A 16,012-nucleotide genomic window follows, 5' to 3' on the forward strand; every position below is an offset into this window, starting at 1 on the left:
CATGCACGGATCAGGCGAAGATGTCGGGCGAGGACCCCTTGGGATCGTCTCCGAAGCGGTTCGGCCCCGGCGTTCCTTCAAGGCACATGAACACCAGCACGACCAGACCGCCGAGCAGCGGGATCAGGCCGATCAGCACGAACCATCCCGACTTGTCCTGATCGTGGAAGCGGCGCACCTGCACCGCGAGCGACGGGATGATGATGGCGAGGAGGAAAAGGGTGGTGATCGGGCCATAGACGCCGCCGACCATGCCGCTCAGCCCCAAAATCCCCTCGACGATGCCCAGCACCACCGCGACGATGAAGATGAACAGCGTGAACATCCAATATTCTTTGCGCCGCGAACGCCCCTGGAAATCGGCGTAGCGTTTCAGCGGCAATGTCATCCATTCCATGGTTCAACCCCCTTGGCATGCGCCCCAACCGGCGCCTTCCGTCGACCCACGGCCTGTTGGCCTGCGGCGCGATGCTGGCCTTGATGGCGACAGGATGCAACCGGCGATTCGCAATAAATGACAAATGCGTGAGAGGTCCGTTTCGCCCCCGATCCTCGTCTGGTCGCACGACTCGTGCGATTCGCCCCGCAAGTCCTGCAATCGATTCGACTCTTGGCCAGCGCCTGCTACCGCGCAGCCAACGTAACGACAGAACAAGTCGGGGGCCGCTTACCGTGGCAATATCGCAAGGCTGGAGGTCGCTCTCCGGCAAGTGGGACAGTCTGTTCCGCGACCATGAGATCTATGTGCGCACCGGCGGCGACGTCCGGTTCCTTCGCCTGTCCGCGAAGCTGCAGCGGCGCGCCGCATCCATCGCGGTTGCGGTCATCGCCTGCTGGCTGCTGGTGACGCTGGCGCTGGTCGGCTGGAACGCATGGGTTGGCTGGCACAACCGCGACGTCGCGGTGCGCGCCGTGCAGGTCGAGGCGGCAGAGGCCAAGATCGCGGCGGAGCGGCAGACCGTCGAAGGCATGGCCGCATCGCTCGACCAGCGGCAGGACTATGTCGAATCGATCCTGAGCACGCATTTCGGCGACGATCCCGAAGCCGCAGCCGCGCTGGCACGCGAGCAGGCGGCATCGGGCGAGGCGGCGACGCCCCCGGCTGCCGACCAGATCAGCCGGCTCAACGCCATTCGCGACCGCCAGCACCGGCTGGTGGCGATCATGACCGGCGCGGTGGAGCGCCGCGCCGCGCGCGCCGAAGCGGCGCTGCGCACCGTCGGCATCCGTCCGGCCTCCGGCACCGCCGCACAGGGCGGCCCCTTCATTCCCGACACGCGCCGCCGCATGCCGGTGCCGGCCGACCCCGCCTTCCGCGCGCTGGCGCTGCAGGTGCAGCGGATGGAGCGGCTGGAAGCGCTGCTGATAGCCCTGCCCTCCAACCTCCCCGCCGATCGCATGGAGCTGTCGAGCGGCTTCGGCTATCGCCACGATCCGTTCAACGGCCGCGGCGCAATGCACGCCGGGCTCGATTTCAAGGGCGCGCATGGCAGCTCGATCCGCGCTGCTGCCGCCGGCCGCGTCTCCTTCGCCGGGCGCAAGGGCGGCTATGGCAATGCGGTCGAGATCGACCATGGCCATGGCATCCTCACCCGCTATGCCCACCTGTCCGGCATCGACGTGCAGGTCGGGCAGATGGTAACGCCCGGGCAGCATATTGCGCGTATGGGATCGACTGGCCGGTCGACCGGCACCCACCTGCATTTCGAGGTCCGCGTCGGCGGCACTGCCGTCAACCCGCGCCGTTTCCTGGAGGCCAACCCCGATGTTCTCGAAATCCAAGCCGATGCCGGCGAGCGAGTCCGCACCCGTGTCGCAGCCCGCTAGAATGGCGACAGGCGCCCGCCACACGACCTTCTCGATCCTCGGGGCGGACGTGATCGTCACCGGCAATATCTCGGCCAGCGTCGACCTGCACGTGGACGGCCGGGTCGAGGGCGATCTGGCCTGCGCCAGCCTGGTCCAGGGCGAGGACAGCCTGATCAAGGGCGCGGTGGTTGCCGAAACCGCCAAACTCGCCGGCACTGTCGACGGCTCGATCGTCGCGCGCGATCTGGTGATCCAGTCGACGGCGCGGATCACCGGCGACGTCACTTATGAAAATCTGACGATCGAACAGGGCAGCCAGGTCGAAGGCCGCTTCAGCCATCGCCGCGCCGGCACCGCTGCCACGCGCGCCGTGACCGACCAGTCCGCGCCGCAGGAAGTGCTGACCGGCCAATAGCTCCTGACCTAGGGTCAGGACCCTAGGCTGTGGCGGGCGTCACAGCGCCGCCCTTTGCATCGGCTAGATACATGCTCCATAATTTGACCGGGGAGCCGGACCGCAAGGGGCGGACGGCGTCGGAGGGAGCAAGACCATGCGCAAGACCATTATTGCATTCGCCGCCACGGCACTGATGCTGGGCGGCTGCGGTTCACTGACCGGAGACAAGGGCGCGTCAGCGGACGAAGGCAGCGCGACTGCCGCAAGCACCGGCGACACGGCCGAGGCCGACGCGCCCAAGGCGGCGGCCAGCTCGCTCGATCCGCTGCTGGCCGATCCGCAGGTCGGCGATATCTGGGCCGCCGATCTCAACCATTTCTCGTCGGTGGATTTCAGCGACGACAACGGCACGCAAAGCGAATCATTCGGTCAGGTCAAGGTCGTCGAGGTATCGCCGGACCGCGTGACCATCATCACCGAGGACGCGGCATGGCCGAACGCGGAAGGCGCCCGCCGCGAGTTGCGGGACCGCAGCGCCGTCATCCGCTGGGATGAGAGCGAGCGTATTCCGGTCAATCGCGCCGATTTCGCGGCGCTGGTGGCCGACGGCAAGATCCTCGAAACGCGGCGCTAAGGGGCAGTCCTGCCCAAACTGAACCGTAGTGCTCAGCTTGTCGAAGCACGCCTGTCGGAGAGGCGTGCTTCGACAAGCTCAGCACTACGGTTCAAACAAAACAGGACAACCTCTAAACTCTACCGGAACGGACTGTTCGCGCCATCGGTCCTGTGCGCGGCGTGTCAGTCGCGTGTCGCGTCCCAGATGTCGAATTCATAGGCAATCGACTGTTCGACCAGCACCTCCCAGACGGCAGCGAGCCGTTCAGGGGGGAGGCCCGCCGCAGCGGCGTGCGCGCTGACATTGGCAATGACCTGCGCCTTGCGCGCCTCGTCGCGCACCGCCGTCCGGTCGGGCTTGATGCGGGCGGCGGCGCGCATGTAGCCGAAGCGGCGCGCGAGCAGCGCGACCAGCTCGGCATCGGTCGCATCGACGCCGCTACGCACTTCGGCCATGGTCGTGCACGTGTCGGGCGCTATCGGCATATCGGTCATGGCGCTGCGCCATAGCGCGCTGGTCGCGCTTGTCGAGCCGGTCCGTTGCGCCCGTCGCCGATCTGTCGCCCTGGGGGCCGGTGTTTGCGACACATGCGCGACACTTATGTCCCTGACCTGACAGGCCAATTCAGGAACCCCTCACAAGCTGGCGCGTAGAAACGCAATGGTCAGGGCAACCCCCCTTACCCCTGACTATTGGAAAGGAACATGCCATGAAGAGCAAGTTGCTCACGGCGAGCCTGATCGCCGCAATGCTGGTCCCGGCGACCGCCGCGACCGCCCAGAACCGCGAATATCAGCGCGATACCCGCGAAATCCGGCAGGAACAGCGCGACGTCCGCGAAGCCCAGCGCGATCTCGACCGGGCCCGCCGCACCGGCGACCGCGACGATGTCCGCGATGCCCGCAGCGATGTACGGGAAGAACGGCGCGATGTCCGCGAAGCCCGGCAGGATCGCCGCGAGGACTGGCGCGAATATCGCCAGCGCAACCGCAACCTCTATCGCGCCCCCGCCTTCCGCGCCCCGTTCCGCTACCAGCGCTTTGGCGTGGGCTCGTCGATCAACGCCCGCTACTGGGGCGACGGCTATCGGGTGAACAATTACGCCCGCTTCCGTCTGCCGCAGCCGGGCCGCTACCAGCGCTATGTGCGCCACTATAACGACCTGCTGCTGGTCAACACCCGCACCGATCGCGTCGTGCGCGTCTACAACGGCTTTTACTGGTAATCCGCGTTCGGCAAGGAGAGCCGATGGCCCCGGAGGAGCAATCCTCCGGGGTCTTTTTGTGCTAGGCGAACATGCCCCGCCGGTGCGAGGCGAAGATGCTGGTGACGAGGCTGGCGAGCAGCAATGTCACCATCGCGGCAAGCGGGGACAGGGCCGGGGCAAGCGCATAGGCATTGAGCACCGCCCAGCCGCCGAACAGTAGCGACACCAGCCCCGATTGCAGTGCGCAGCTTTCGAGTGTCGCCTGTCGCCACAGCTCGTCCATATGGATATAGGTGCGCCAGCCCAGCCATTGTTCGGCGACCAGCAGCAGGGCCGCGACCGCCAGCGCCGGGGCGGCAGGCAGGCCGTTGAAGATGACGAGCAGGATCAACCCGGCCTGGCAGGCCACCGACAGCGCCGAAAGCCGGAAACTCGCCATCATCGCTGGTGCCGGATCGGCATCGTCGAGCTCCATTGCGCGCTGCGTGGCGCGGCGCGAGCTGCCCATCACCAGCACGAACAGGCCCACGAAGAGCAGCAAGCCGGCGAGGAGCAGGGCCACAAACGGCCCGATGCCGCCGATCGCATCGATGCCATTGTCGACGGCTTCGTCACCGAACAGCAGTTCGACCAGAAACACGCTGCTGCCGCCGACCACCGCACCGACGGCGGCGGAGGCGAGCCAATATTTCCAGCCCTGCTGCGATCGCGGCACGAACAGCCGGTCGATCAATCGGTCATTCCAGCGCGGAGAGGCGCGCTGTGGTTCCTGCGTATCGCTCATGCATCATCCTCCGGCTGCCAGTCATCGAGGAAAATGTCCTGCGCATTGACCCCGAACAGCTTGGCAAGGCGCAGCGCCAGCGGCAGGCTGGGGTCATATTTGTCGGTTTCGACCGCGTTGATCGTCTGCCGCGAAACACCGAGCCGCGCTGCCAGCGCCCCCTGCGACCAGCCACGGGCTTCCCTCAGTTCGCGCAGGACATTCTTCATGGCGCAGTCTCTATGTAAAGAACTCTTGTCAGTCAAGAACTCTTTACAGGCATCGCCCGATCAGGTGCGACATAGGTCAGGATGAATCAGTTTGCCTCTCAGTCGCCATCGTCGCCCCAGATGGCATCGCGCGCCACATAGCCCCGGCGGCCGAGCACATCGAACAGGCACCAGCCCGGCGTGCAGTCGCTGATCCGGCCGATGACGCCCTGCTCCGCCCGGTAAGCGACCGGCGCGCCGGCATCGGGCGCGGCGCGCAGCGGCGTCTCGCTTTCGGTGACGATGGCGGTGCGGCGGCCGGTGATCAGGCTGCGGTGCATCCAGCCGGTGGTGCCATCGGGTTCGCGCACCAGGCGCCAGTCGTCATGCAGCCGCAGCACCTTGAGCGGCAGGCCCTGCCGGCGATATTCCCACATCGCCCGCATCTCCTGCGAGGGACCGCGGCGCATGATGGCACGGGTGGCATCGATCGAGGCCCAATAAGGCGGCACCTGGTCCTGCGCGGACGCGCCGCCCGGCCCGATCGCGGCGACAAGCAGCGCGGCGATGCCGATCGTCAAAGTCCCGCGTTGCCGCACCTGCTGCTCCCTGCTCCGGATGATCACCATCCGTTTTGCTAACAGACCAGCGCCGGGCGGCAAAGGCTGCATCGCATGGTAAGCGATTCATCAAGGGTTGCGAGCTAAGCCGCTCCGCCATACCCCCCATCCCGAAAGGCGATGCCGCGTGTCGATTGCAAGATTGTCTCCCATGTTCGCCGCCGTGGTGCTGGCGGCCTCTCCGGCTCAGGCGGCGACGCTGATCGTTCCTGACAGCGGCGATACCGGCTGGCTGCTCGCCAGCCTGCTGATCGGGCTCGGGGCATGCGTGCCCGCGCTGCTGCTGATCTTTTCCGCCGCCTATGGGCGGGGTGCCTCAGAGCGGATGCTGCCTGCCAGCATTGCCGGCATGGCGCTGGTCACCCTGCTCTATTTCCTGGTCGGCTACAGCCTGATGTTCGATCTGGTCGCAGCAGGGGCATTGAACGGCGTGATCGGCGGGGGCACCAACTGGATGCTCAACCTGATGGGTACGTTGCGCGAAGGGACCAGCGTCGCCGAAACCGGTTTCGCCCTGTTCCAGCTCGGCTTCGTGCTGGTTGCGGTGACCCTGCTGAGCAGCGCGCTGGCACCCCGCGCGCGGCCCGGCTGGCTGCTCGGCTTCACGGCATTGTGGTTCCTGCTGGTGCTGGTGCCGGTGTCCCGCTGGATCTGGGGCGGGGGCTGGCTGGCCGAATGGGGCGCACTCGATACGGGCGGCGGCCTCACCATCTTCTATGCCGGCAGCGTCTCCGCGCTGGTGGCGATGGCGATGGTCGGCACCGCAGAGGGCGATGACGCGCCTGTCGATTCGGCGCGGTTGCTCGGCGGGGCGGCACTGCTGCTGCTCGGCCTGCTGGCCTTCACCGGCGGCGCGACGCTGGGCGCGGGGGACAATGCGGCGGTGGCCATGCTGGCGATGCTGACCAGCGCCGCAACCGGTGCCGTGGCGATGGGCGCCGCGCGCCGCTCGCTCGATCCGCAGCCGCTGGCGCTCGGCCTGATGGCAGGCACGATCGCCGCCCTCACCGCCGGCGACGGGCTGTCGATCGGCGGCGCGTTCATCACCGGACTGCTGGGAGCGCTTGCGGCGGCCATCGCCCCGCGCCTGATGCCCAAGCGCCTTGGCTGGCACGACAAGGGCGATGTCGTCACCATGGTCGCTGCAGCGGCCAAGAGCGGCGGCTTCTTCGCGGCGATCTTCCTCGCCTTCGTGCCATTCGGTGGCAGCGGCTATCCCGACGGGATGGGGATGATCGACCAGATCATCGCCCAGACCATCGCCATCGCTGCCATTGCCGGCTGGAGCGTCGTCGGCACCGCCATCGCTGCCCTGATGATGGGCATGGTGGTGCCGATGCGCCGCGCCTGAGGCTGGCTCAATCCCCGGTGAGGATGCGGTCGACCAGCTGCTTCACCGTGGGGGTGAAGTTGTTCGAATAGAAGGGGTCCTGCTTGAACATGTAGGCGGCGTGGCCGGCGAACATCAGATTGCGGTCGATGTCCCCGCCATGCGCGATATCCTGCAGGGTCTTCTGGATGCAGAAGCTGCGCGGGTCGGCGAGGTAGCCGGTGGTATAATCGTCATGGTCCTTCCATGACGAAAAGCCGCAATGCGACAGGCAGCCCATGCATTCCTGCTGATCGGTGTGGATGGTCGCCCGCTCCTCAGGGGTGACGAACACCAGCGTATCGTCCGGCGTTTTCAGCGCTTCGGTATAGCCATCTGCCATCCAGCCCTGCGCCGCCGCCACGCTCTCGGGCGCGACCCAATATTTCTTGCGGGCAATCTCCAGCCGCTGCGAATTCACCCCGCATTCGACCCTGCCGAACGGAATCTGCCGCTGCGAGCGGGCTTCGAGATTGCGCAGGAACGGATTGCGCACCGCAGAGGAATAGAAGCCGGTCGGCGAAAAGCGGTGCAGCAGCACGTCGCCGGGTTCGATGGTGCGCAGCGCATCCTTCCACCCCTGCGGGATCGGGCTTTCCTGCGTCAGCAGGGGGCGGGTGCCGAACTGGAAGGCGATCTGACCGAGCTCGGGATTGTCGATCCAGTCGCTCCAGTCGCGCAGGTACCAGACGCCGCCGGCCATCACGATCGGCACGTCTTCCGACACGCCTTCGGCGCGCATCGTCGCGCGCAGCGCGGCAACGCGCGGATAGGGGGACTGCGGCACCAGCGGGTCTTCCGCATTGCTGAGGCCGTTGTGGCCGCCGGCCAGCCACGGATCCTCATAGACGACCGCGCCCAGCCATTCGGGCACCTTCGAATAGGCGCGCTTCCACAGCGCGCGGAAGGCGCGGGCGGAGGAGATGATCGGGAGATAATAGACGCCGTGCCGCGCAGCGATCTCGCTGAGCTTGTAGGGCATCCCCGCGCCGCAGGTGACGCCGGTGACCAGCCCGCGGGTCTGCGACAGCACGCCCTCGAGAATCGGCTGTGCGCCGCCCATTTCCCACAGCACGTTGATGTTGATCGCGCCTTCGCCGCCGGCAATCTCATGCGCGCGCTGGACCTGCGCGACCGCGCCCTTGATGCCATAGGCGATCAGCTCGTCATGCCGTTCGCGCCGGGTCTGGCCTTCGAAGGTTTGCGGGACGGCGTTGCCATCAGCGTCGTAATGATCGGCATTGACCGCGCTGACCGTGCCGATGCCGCCCGCTGCGGCCCAGGCACCCGAACTGGCATGATTGGTGGCGGACACACCCTTGCCGCCTTCCACCAGCGGCCACATTTCCCGCCCGCCATAAACGATGGGCTTTACCCCTTTGAACAATATCTCGCTCCCTGCGTATCCGTCTCGCGCGGCGCTATAGCCCCGCTATCAAAAAATTGCGCTGCCTATTTCGGCGGGCCGGTCAAGGCCGCGGAATCGATGCCCAATGCTGCTGCATATAGGGAGGCGTAGCGCCCGATCATCACCCGTTCGTCGAAATCACGTCGCGCCGCCGCTGCATTGGCCGCGCCGATGCGGCGGCGCAGCGCCGCATCCGCTGCAAGAGCGGAAAGTGCCGCGGCGAGGGCCGGGGCACTGCGGTCGACAATGAAGCGGGCATTATCGGGCGCGACCATCGCCGGCACGTCTCCCACCGGCGGCGCCACGATGGGCAGGCCGGCAGCCATGCCTTCCATCACAGCGATCGGCTGTTGTTCGGAGAGCGATGACAGCGCCATGATATCGAAATGCCCGACATAGCGGTGCGGTTGCGCCAAGAAGCCGGGCAGCAACAGCCGGTCCGCCACACCCAGCCGCTGCGCGGCAGCCGCAATCGCTTCCCGCTCCGGGCCTTCCCCGACAATCACCAGCCTGACGTTGGGCGGCGTCAGCGCCAAGGCCTCGACCAGCAGGTCAAGCCCCTTGACCGTGCGCAAGCCCGCCACCGTGCCGATGACGACATCGCCGGGCCGTTTCACCAGGCCCGGGATGCTGCCGGCGCTCGGCCGGGCATAGCTGGCCACGTCTATGCCGTTGGAAATGCGGGTGACCGGCAGGCGGCGGCCCCAGGCGCCGTAAGCGGTCCGCTCGAGCAGATGGCTTGGCACCACCACCGCCGTCGCAGTGGGCAGCGCGGCGCGGCGGAAGGCGTTGCGACGCCAGTCGAGCCCGTTTGCCTCATCGGCATTGAACCCGTCCTCATGGTGGATCAGCGGCGGCAGCGGCATCATCCGCGCCAGCAACCGATGCGCCATCACCGCATCCATCGCCCCCCAATTGTAGCTCAGCACCAGATCGAAATTCTGCATGTACCGGGCCAGCGCCAGATAACGGCCCGGACCCGGCTTGCCATGCAGGGCCGGCGCGCGACCCTCGACAGGAAATTCCGCCCAGATCCCTGCGGCAATGGCGGCACGCGCGCCCAGTTGATCGGGCATCGCAGAGATGATGCTGTGCCGCGCAGCCGCGCCGAATGCATTCATGAGCCGCACGGCGCGCGCTTCCTTGCCGCCGAGACTGAATGTCGAGTGGCAGTGGAGGATGTGGACTGGCGGGCTCACAGTCCGGCGAACAGCGCGTCTATGGCCGCAACCGCCTCGGCTTCATCCAGCGTCGGCGCATGGCCGACGTCGGGGATGGTGACGAGGCGGGCATGCGGCAACCGCGCCGCCATCCGCTCGGCAGATCCCGCCGCCAATATGTCAGACAGCGCGCCGCGCAGGATCAGCAGCGGCACATCCTTGAGCGAATCGAAGGCCGGCCACAGATCGACCCCGGCCTCCCCGCCCGGCAGTTTGAAGGGCTGGGCGATATTGCTGTCATAATCGGCAATGATCCGCCCTTCGCGGGTCAGGCGGTGGGTGCGCTTGGCCATCACCAGCCAGTCTTCCAGCCCCCAGCCGGGGTAGACGTGACTGTTCGCGGCCGCGATGGCGCGCGCCGCATGCACCCAGGTGGGATGGTTGCTGTTCTGCCCGACATAGCCGCGAATGCGGTCGAGGCCCGCGGGGTCGAGTTCCGGCCCGACATCGTTGAGCACCAGTGCCGCCACCCGGCCATGCTGGGTCGCGGCTATCAACATCGCGACGATCCCGCCCAGCGAGGTGCCGATGACGGCAAAGCGCCCGATGTCCTCGCTCGCGAGCAGCGCCATGACATCCTGGACATAGGTTAGCGGCACATAGGTCATCGCATCGCGCGCATAGCCACTGTCGCCACGGCCCCTGAAGTCGACGGCATACACCCGGCGATGGCGGGCGAGATGCGGTGCGATGCGATCGAAATCGCGCGCGTTGCGGGTCAGCCCCGGCAGGCACAGCACAGGCATGGCCGAGGTATCGGCACCGGCGGGCGGATCATAGACGCGGGCATGCAGCCTCAGGCCATCGTTCGACCACCAGACCAGCTTGCGCCATTCCGCGCTTTCCCCCGGGATCGCCTGCGTTGCCATGTCCGCCAGCTATCGCCACAAGCGCCCCATGACGCAAGCCCCAGACGCCCGCCACGATCCCGCGATTCTGTCGATTGCGGACTTCCTTGCCGACCCGGTCGAGGCAGCAGACTTTCCCGAGCACATCCTGCGCTGGCGCAATGACCGCGCGGCGGCCGAGATCGGTCTCGACGGACTGGGCGATGACGAGTGGACCGAGAGGTTCGGCCGGTTCGTGCCCTTTGCCGGCAATCTGCCCCAGCCGCTGGCGCTGCGCTATCATGGGCACCAGTTCGGCAGCTACAATCCCGATCTGGGCGACGGTCGCGGTTTTCTGTTCGCGCAACTGCGCGATGGCGACGGGCGGCTGATCGATCTGGGCACCAAGGGCTCCGGGCAGACGCCCTGGAGCCGGTTCGGCGACGGGCGGTTGACGCTGAAGGGCGCCGTGCGCGAGTTGCTGGCCACCGAGATGCTGGCCGCGCTGGGTGTCGAGACCAGCCGGACCCTGTCCATCGTCGAGACCGGCGAGGCGCTCCACCGCGGCGATGAGCCTTCCCCCACCCGGTCGGCGGTGCTGGTGCGGCAGAGCCACGGCCACATCCGCGTCGGCAGCTTCCAGCGGCTGGCCCATCTGGGGCTGGCCAGCGAGATGGAGCGCCTGCTGCGCTACTGCCTGCGCCATTATGTCGGGATCGACGCCGGGCAGGCTGCGAGCATGACGGTGGAGACCGCCGCCGCGACATTGGTCGGCTTCACTGCCCGCCGCTGTGCGCGCACTGTCGCCAGCTATATGGTGGCGGGCTTCGTGCATGGGGTGCTCAATACCGACAACATCAACATCACCGGCGAAAGCTTCGATTATGGCCCATGGCGGTTCACGCCAAGCTGGGATCCCGCCTTTGTTGCGGCCTATTTCGATCATGGCGGGCTCTATGCGTTCGGCAGACAGGCGCAGGTGATGCACTGGAATGTCGGGCAGCTCGCCGTTTCGCTGCGACTGCTGTGCGAGGCCGAACCTCTGGTCGCCGCGCTCGAGGATTTCGCCCCGGCCTATGAGGCAGCGATTGCCGAACGCTTCTGCTGGCGGTTGGGGGTGAGCAAGGCCAGCCCGGAGCAGGATAGAGCGCTGGTGCTGGCTGGCGAGCAGGTGATGCGCGCCGAGGGCGGGTTGATCGACGACTTCTTCGTCGACTGGGCCGGAGGAACGGTGCCGGACGGAGCACCGAGCGCCGAACGCGCGGCGCTGGTCGACGCGCTGGGCGGACGCCGAGCGGTGCGCGGATCATGGTGGACCATCGTGCCGCCACAGTCGCTGGCCATCGAAGAGGTCGAAACGCTGTGGGCGCCCATCGCCGACGCAGACGACTGGCAGCCGCTACGCGACAAGGTGGCGGCGATCAGGGCGATGGGGGCAGCGCTGGGCTGATGATAGGGAGGTCGACCGCCGTCAGTTGCGACGACGGCGGCCCTCCTGCTGTGCCGGGGCGGGCGGTGCCGGCGGTGCCGCGCCATCGGTGCCGAGCGGCTGGATGGTAGCCAGCGGCTGGGGGCTGATGCCGATGCCGTACAGGCGCCAGCGACCATTGACCCACTGATAATAGAGCTCGAACCCCACTGCAGTCGGACGCAGGCCGAAATAGCCGCGCACGCCGAAAGCGCCGTTCTCGATCTGCTGCGGCGTGCCGACATAGGTCGGGGCCAGCAGTAGCGTGTTGGAAAGGTCGATGCGGCTGGCACGGATCGGCGCGAATATCTGCGCGAGCCGGGCAGGATCGTTGAGCTGCTGGAAACTGGGCGCTGCCATATCGCGCAGCACCGAATAATTGCCCGAAACATTGGCCTGTTCGACCGCGATCATCGTCGACCAGATCAGCTTGGCCATTTCGAGCTCGGTCGGAACCGGCGCGATCGAGGGGGGCGGCGGTGCCGCCTGCGCGCGCACGACAGCCGGACTGGCCATCGCTGCCAACGCGAAGAAAACGGCCGGGGCGAAACGCCCCGGCCGAACCATTTTCGACAAAATCGAAATCATGCTTACCACGCGATCTGGAACCCACCGCGAGCGCCGACTTCGCCGCTGTTGATACCGACGCCGACGCCACCACCGATGGAGGCGTTTTCGCCGACGCGAGCGGTGAAGGCAAGCGAACCGGCGGTGCGATCCGAATAGTAGCCGAAGCCACCCGACAGCGCGAAGTTGGTACCCGCCGGCAGGGCCGGGGATTCCATCGCCAGCGCCATCGCGACGCCTTCATAGGCGACGCGGATGTCGCGACGGTTGCGCTCGGTCAGATCGAACAGCGTTGCAGTCTGGCCCTGCAGGGTCAGGATCTGCGCGGTCTGCGTGGCGTTGACGGCTTCGATCGCGGTCGCACGGGCAGCCAGCGTGTTGTCACCGGCGATGCGTGCAGCGATTTCCGCGTTGAGTGCGGTAACCGTTGCGAGGCTGGCGACCGACGGGCCGCGGCCCATGGTGCCGCTGGCATCGGCGGTCAGCACGTCGACGCTGCCGGTCTGCGCGGCGGTCGAGGCGGCGAGATCGCCGATCGTCACCGAGCTGCCGGCCCCGCCGATCACCACCTGGTTGGCGCGGGTGGTGGTGGCACCGGTGCCGATCGCGGTCGAATTGGCCTGAGCCGCATTGGCACCGAAGCCCAGCGCGGTCGACTGAGCGCCGCCTGCGTTGGCCTGACGACCGACGGCGGTCGACTGGACACCGCTTGCGACGGCCTGGTGGCCCGAAGCGAGGCTGAGGTTGCCGGTAGCAGCAGCCTGCCAGCCGAAGGCCTGCGCGCCGGTGCCCGAGGCAACCGATTCGGCACCGACCGAGGTCGAGTGGAAGCCGGATGCATTGGCGAGCTGACCGATGGCCACCGCGTCTTCGTTGGTGGCACGGGCCTGATCGCCGATGGCGGTCGAGGTCGTGCCGGTCGCGACCGAGTCGCTACCATAGGCAACGCTGTTCGCGCCGGCGAGGGCACCGATGCCGGTTGCAACACCGCGGTTGCCGGTCGCCTGGGCGCCTTCACCGATGGCGATGGCCTGATCCGCGGCGCTGGCGATGCGGCCGACAGCGGTACCGCCGGCACCGGCCGAAGCCTGGGTACCGAGCGCAGTGCCGTCGACGGCAGCGGTGGTGTTGTTACCGACGGCGGTCGAACGATCGCCGTTGGCGCGGGCGTTGTCACCGAAGGCCGACGACTGGGCGCCGGCGGCAACCGCCTGACGGCCGGCGGCAACCGAGAGGTTGCCGGTGGCAGCGGACTGCCAGCCGAAGGCCTGCGCGCCGCGACCGGTGGCGTCCGATTCGCCGCCGACGGCGGTCGAATGGAAGCCCGAGGCCGTGGCGAGGTCACCGATGGCGACCGCGTCCTCGTCCGTGGCTGCCGCGGCATTGCCGATGGCGACAGTGGTCAGGGCCGAGGCGGTAGCGCCGGTGCCGACAGCGGTAGCGCCGATAGCGGTAGCATCCGCGCTCCAACCGAAGGCGGTGGCACCGGTGCCGATGGCCGAGGCTTCGCCACCGACGACGGTGGTCGAGTTGCCGACCGCACGGGTGCGGACCGCGCCCTGATCGTCACCACCGATGGCGACCGCGTCGAGGCCGGCTGCCTGGGCGTTGACGCCGATGGCAATGGCACTGTTTTCGGTTGCTTCAGCATTGCCGCCGATGGCGACGGTCGAGGCCGCAGCAGCGTTGGCGCCGTTGCCGAGTGCGGTGGCCAGCGTGTCCGACGCACGCGCGTCGGAACCGATGGCGGTCGAGAGCGGGCCGGTGGCAAGCGAAGCGTCGCCGACAGCCGTGGTGCCGACACCGCTGGCGGTGGTACCGCCTTCACCGACGGCGACCGAGCGGTCACCGCTGGCGACGGCATCGACGCCGAAGGCAGCCGAGCTGACGCCGGTAGCCTGCGCCCCGGCGCCGACGGCAGTCGAGCCAGTGGCAAGCGCGCCGGCACCGATCGCGGTCGAGCGGTCAGAGAGCGCGGTGGCACCATTGCCGACCGCAGTCGAATCGGCTCCGGCAGCGTTTGTTGCGCCACCGACAGCCACTGCGTTGGCCCCCGTGGCGCTTGCAACGCCATTGCCCTGCACCTCGAAGCTCAGTAGCTCGGTTTCGGTAGCGGTAAGCCGGACATCCAGCGCAGCTTCTGCGGCAAGTGCACGCGCCTCTTCAGCATCGACATCGGCGATTCGCGCGGCTTCCTCAGCGTCGACATCGGCGATTCGCGCCGCTTCCTCGGCATCGACATCTGCGATACGGGCAGCTTCTTCCGCGTCGACATCGGCAATCCGGGCAGCCTCTTCTGCGTCCACATCGGCAATCCGGGCGGCCTCTTCGGCATCGACATCGGCGATGCGGGCTGCCTCTTCGGCGTCCACGTCGGCGATACGCGCGGCTTCCTCGGCATCGACGTCGGCGATGCGAGCGGCTTCCTCGGCGTCGACGTCGGCGATGCGAGCGGCTTCCTCGGCGTCGACATCGGCGATGCGGGCGGCGGTTTCAGCGGCGAGCGCAGCGGCTGCAGCGGCGGCGGCCGCGTCAACCTGGCCGACATTGGCGGCATCGGTCGGGGCGGTGCCGGCGGCAACGTTGGTCACGCGGCGCTCATTGCCGGCCGTGCCGACCGAGACGGTGTTGGCCTGATCGGCCACCGAGTTGGCGCCAATCGCGACCGAATCGGTTGCCGTCGCCTGGGCACCATGGCCGAGCGCGACCGAGCTTTCAGCGGTCGCGCCGCTCAGGCCGCCGATGGCGGTCGAGCGCGGGCCGGTGGCCTGGGCGCCGGCGACGCCATTGGCATCGCCACCGATGGCGACCGATTCAGCGCCGGTTGCCGAAGCGACCGCACCGATCGCGACCGAAGCGTTGTCGGTGGCCGAAGCCTGACCGCCCACGGCCACCGCGCCACCGCGCGACGCGAGCGAGTTGGCGCCGATGGCGACCGTCACGGTGTTGGAGGCGGTTGCACCGAAGCCCGAAGCTACCGAGAGGCCGCCGGAAGCGACCGAGCTGGTGCCGAGTGCCGAGCTGTTGACGCCCGACGCGGTCGAAACCGCACCGACAGCGGTGGAGTTGGCACCGGTGGCCTGCGCGCCGTAGCCCGTTGCAGTCGCGCGATCAGCCGTGGCGTCCGAATCGGCACCGACCGCGACAGTCTGGTTGGCGTCGGTCGCATTGGCATCCTGACCAAGCTGGGTGGTCTGCGGGCCGTTGACGGCGAGCAGATAGCAGTCGCCGCCAGAGTTGCTCTGCACGCCCGCAGTAACGCCGGGTCGAATGACGCAGTTCTGCGCGGAGGCGTCAGTTGCCATGAACATCAGTGCCATAGCGCTGATGGAGGCGGAGGTTGCGACCACAGTCTTGCCGTTCAACAGGCGACGCTGAGCGGCCGTTGAGCGCTTGGAATATGTACCAGCCATTTCGAAACTACCCCTATGCAATGACGTGCGGAATCATGCCCGCCGCCTAACCTCTGCGACCCTGACGCGCCTCTCGCCCGGAGGCGTCGCCGGAATTCCCGCCGGGAAACTAGCAGCGG

The 16,012-nt window shown here is 67.6% G+C and carries 16 protein-coding genes; 6 read left to right on the plus strand and 10 right to left on the minus strand.

Translation table 11 applies throughout. From position 1 onward, the window contains the following. Positions 1-10: 10 nt before the first annotated feature. Positions 11-397 (minus strand): DUF805 domain-containing protein, encoded by a 387-nt coding sequence (locus AC0QC4_RS01700; RefSeq protein ID WP_483657984.1) that lies wholly within the window; start codon positions 395-397, stop codon positions 11-13. A 275-nt stretch (positions 398-672) separates the two neighbouring features. Here AC0QC4_RS01700 and AC0QC4_RS01705 point away from each other — a divergent pair, with 275 nt between their 5' ends. The 3 genes from AC0QC4_RS01705 to AC0QC4_RS01715 all read left to right on the plus strand — a co-directional run bounded on the left by AC0QC4_RS01705 (position 673) and on the right by AC0QC4_RS01715 (position 2,840). Further along, entirely contained in the window at positions 673-1,827 is a 1,155-nt protein-coding gene (locus AC0QC4_RS01705; RefSeq protein ID WP_483657985.1) for a M23 family metallopeptidase, read from the plus strand. A gap of 1 nt (position 1,828) precedes the next feature. Continuing rightward, complete coding sequence (locus AC0QC4_RS01710) at positions 1,829-2,224, plus strand: bactofilin family protein (RefSeq protein WP_483657986.1); 396 nt, start codon at positions 1,829-1,831, stop codon at positions 2,222-2,224. A 136-nt stretch (positions 2,225-2,360) separates the two neighbouring features. Then, positions 2,361-2,840, plus strand: a complete 480-nt coding sequence (locus AC0QC4_RS01715; RefSeq protein ID WP_483657987.1) for a hypothetical protein — start codon at positions 2,361-2,363, stop codon at positions 2,838-2,840. A 164-nt stretch (positions 2,841-3,004) separates the two neighbouring features. On the opposite strand, the gene AC0QC4_RS01720 is transcribed toward AC0QC4_RS01715, so the two are convergent. Beyond that, positions 3,005-3,316 (minus strand): chorismate mutase, encoded by a 312-nt coding sequence (locus AC0QC4_RS01720; protein ID WP_483657988.1) that lies wholly within the window; start codon positions 3,314-3,316, stop codon positions 3,005-3,007. 215 nt (positions 3,317-3,531) lie between these two features. Between AC0QC4_RS01720 and AC0QC4_RS01725 the strand changes: the two genes are divergently transcribed. Then, positions 3,532-4,047: an RcnB family protein gene (locus AC0QC4_RS01725; protein ID WP_483657989.1), complete on the plus strand. Its 516-nt coding sequence runs from the start codon at positions 3,532-3,534 to the stop codon at positions 4,045-4,047. A gap of 61 nt (positions 4,048-4,108) precedes the next feature. Here the strand turns inward: AC0QC4_RS01725 and AC0QC4_RS01730 are convergent, their stop codons facing one another. From AC0QC4_RS01730 to AC0QC4_RS01740, 3 genes are all read right to left on the minus strand, one after another. Continuing rightward, positions 4,109-4,813, minus strand: a complete 705-nt coding sequence (locus AC0QC4_RS01730) for a hypothetical protein (protein ID WP_483657990.1) — start codon at positions 4,811-4,813, stop codon at positions 4,109-4,111. Beyond that, positions 4,810-5,022 (minus strand): helix-turn-helix transcriptional regulator, encoded by a 213-nt coding sequence (locus AC0QC4_RS01735; protein WP_483657991.1) that lies wholly within the window; start codon positions 5,020-5,022, stop codon positions 4,810-4,812. Before AC0QC4_RS01735 ends, AC0QC4_RS01730 begins: the two co-directional genes overlap by 4 nt. 98 nt (positions 5,023-5,120) lie before the next feature. Next, the gene (locus AC0QC4_RS01740; protein WP_483657992.1) at positions 5,121-5,627 is read right to left on the minus strand and encodes an SH3 domain-containing protein; all 507 of its coding nucleotides are present in this window, start codon (positions 5,625-5,627) and stop codon (positions 5,121-5,123) included. Positions 5,628-5,772: 145 nt separating this feature from the next. Here AC0QC4_RS01740 and AC0QC4_RS01745 point away from each other — a divergent pair, with 145 nt between their 5' ends. Then, positions 5,773-6,972, plus strand: coding sequence for a hypothetical protein (locus AC0QC4_RS01745; RefSeq protein WP_483657993.1), 1,200 nt, complete (start codon positions 5,773-5,775; stop codon positions 6,970-6,972). Between the two features lie 7 nt (positions 6,973-6,979). Here the strand turns inward: AC0QC4_RS01745 and AC0QC4_RS01750 are convergent, their stop codons facing one another. The 3 genes from AC0QC4_RS01750 to AC0QC4_RS01760 all read right to left on the minus strand — a co-directional run bounded on the left by AC0QC4_RS01750 (position 6,980) and on the right by AC0QC4_RS01760 (position 10,487). Further along, complete coding sequence (locus tag AC0QC4_RS01750; RefSeq protein ID WP_483658634.1) at positions 6,980-8,380, minus strand: NAD(P)H-dependent flavin oxidoreductase; 1,401 nt, start codon at positions 8,378-8,380, stop codon at positions 6,980-6,982. A 62-nt stretch (positions 8,381-8,442) separates the two neighbouring features. Then, the gene (locus tag AC0QC4_RS01755; protein WP_483657994.1) at positions 8,443-9,597 is read right to left on the minus strand and encodes a glycosyltransferase; all 1,155 of its coding nucleotides are present in this window, start codon (positions 9,595-9,597) and stop codon (positions 8,443-8,445) included. Beyond that, positions 9,594-10,487 (minus strand): alpha/beta fold hydrolase, encoded by an 894-nt coding sequence (locus AC0QC4_RS01760; protein ID WP_483657995.1) that lies wholly within the window; start codon positions 10,485-10,487, stop codon positions 9,594-9,596. Before AC0QC4_RS01760 ends, AC0QC4_RS01755 begins: the two co-directional genes overlap by 4 nt. A 28-nt stretch (positions 10,488-10,515) precedes the next feature. On the opposite strand from AC0QC4_RS01760, the gene AC0QC4_RS01765 reads away from it, so the two are divergent. Then, positions 10,516-11,895, plus strand: coding sequence for a protein adenylyltransferase SelO family protein (locus AC0QC4_RS01765; RefSeq protein WP_483657996.1), 1,380 nt, complete (start codon positions 10,516-10,518; stop codon positions 11,893-11,895). A gap of 21 nt (positions 11,896-11,916) precedes the next feature. Here AC0QC4_RS01765 and AC0QC4_RS01770 read toward each other — a convergent pair whose 3' ends face one another. Both AC0QC4_RS01770 and AC0QC4_RS01775 read right to left on the minus strand, forming a co-directional pair. Continuing rightward, positions 11,917-12,429: a hypothetical protein gene (locus AC0QC4_RS01770; RefSeq protein WP_483657997.1), complete on the minus strand. Its 513-nt coding sequence runs from the start codon at positions 12,427-12,429 to the stop codon at positions 11,917-11,919. 74 nt (positions 12,430-12,503) lie between these two features. Beyond that, positions 12,504-15,785 (minus strand): YadA-like family protein, encoded by a 3,282-nt coding sequence (locus AC0QC4_RS01775; RefSeq protein ID WP_483657998.1) that lies wholly within the window; start codon positions 15,783-15,785, stop codon positions 12,504-12,506. Positions 15,786-16,012 lie beyond the last annotated feature (227 nt).

This window comes from Sphingomonas sp. jy18 (assembly GCF_056931895.1).

Bases quoted from the DNA above. Each gene is read 5' to 3' on its own strand.
- AC0QC4_RS01700 (WP_483657984.1), bottom strand. From the start codon at position 397: ATGGAATGGATGACATTGCCGCTGAAACGCTACGCCGATTTCCAGGGG.
- AC0QC4_RS01710 (WP_483657986.1), top strand. From the start codon at position 1,829: ATGGCGACAGGCGCCCGCCACACGACCTTCTCGATCCTCGGGGCGGAC.
- AC0QC4_RS01715 (WP_483657987.1), top strand. From the start codon at position 2,361: ATGCGCAAGACCATTATTGCATTCGCCGCCACGGCACTGATGCTGGGC.
- AC0QC4_RS01720 (WP_483657988.1), bottom strand. From the start codon at position 3,316: ATGACCGATATGCCGATAGCGCCCGACACGTGCACGACCATGGCCGAA.
- AC0QC4_RS01725 (WP_483657989.1), top strand. From the start codon at position 3,532: ATGAAGAGCAAGTTGCTCACGGCGAGCCTGATCGCCGCAATGCTGGTC.
- AC0QC4_RS01730 (WP_483657990.1), bottom strand. From the start codon at position 4,813: ATGAGCGATACGCAGGAACCACAGCGCGCCTCTCCGCGCTGGAATGAC.
- AC0QC4_RS01735 (WP_483657991.1), bottom strand. From the start codon at position 5,022: ATGAAGAATGTCCTGCGCGAACTGAGGGAAGCCCGTGGCTGGTCGCAG.
- AC0QC4_RS01745 (WP_483657993.1), top strand. From the start codon at position 5,773: ATGTTCGCCGCCGTGGTGCTGGCGGCCTCTCCGGCTCAGGCGGCGACG.
- AC0QC4_RS01760 (WP_483657995.1), bottom strand. From the start codon at position 10,487: ATGGCAACGCAGGCGATCCCGGGGGAAAGCGCGGAATGGCGCAAGCTG.
- AC0QC4_RS01765 (WP_483657996.1), top strand. From the start codon at position 10,516: ATGACGCAAGCCCCAGACGCCCGCCACGATCCCGCGATTCTGTCGATT.
- AC0QC4_RS01770 (WP_483657997.1), bottom strand. From the start codon at position 12,429: ATGGCCAGTCCGGCTGTCGTGCGCGCGCAGGCGGCACCGCCGCCCCCC.
- AC0QC4_RS01775 (WP_483657998.1), bottom strand. From the start codon at position 15,785: ATGGCAACTGACGCCTCCGCGCAGAACTGCGTCATTCGACCCGGCGTT.